Genomic DNA, 289 nt, shown 5'->3' with positions numbered 1-289 from the left:
GATTGATCCGACTAGCCGTACAATCGAGGACGAGTCATTGAGCGATTTAGGATAATGAAGACATCGGGACTGGGCGAACTCGAAGCCGTGCTCGCGGTGGCGCGTCACCGTAGCTTCCGCGCGGCGGCCAACGAACTGGACGTGTCCACCTCGGCGCTGAGCCATGCCGTGGCGGCGCTGGAGGCGCGTATCGGCGTGCGGCTGTTCAATCGCACCACGCGCAGCGTGGCGCTGTCCGAGGCGGGCGCACAGTTCGTGGACAGCGTCACGCCCGCGCTGTCCACCATCC

At 65.4% G+C, this 289-nt stretch carries 1 protein-coding gene; it reads left to right on the top strand.

Annotated elements, in window-relative coordinates:
* Positions 1 to 54: 54 nt before the first annotated feature.
* Positions 55 to 289: LysR family transcriptional regulator (locus SB772_RS40065; RefSeq protein WP_410838526.1), on the top strand; the 235-nt coding region annotated here is incomplete at its 3' end.

Source organism: Paraburkholderia sp. SIMBA_030 (genome assembly GCF_046535245.1).
In the GTDB taxonomy this organism is placed as follows: Bacteria; Pseudomonadota; Gammaproteobacteria; order Burkholderiales; family Burkholderiaceae; genus Paraburkholderia.
The sequence above is the reverse complement of the archived record's forward strand: the minus strand, read 5'-3'. Positions and strand labels throughout refer to the sequence as shown.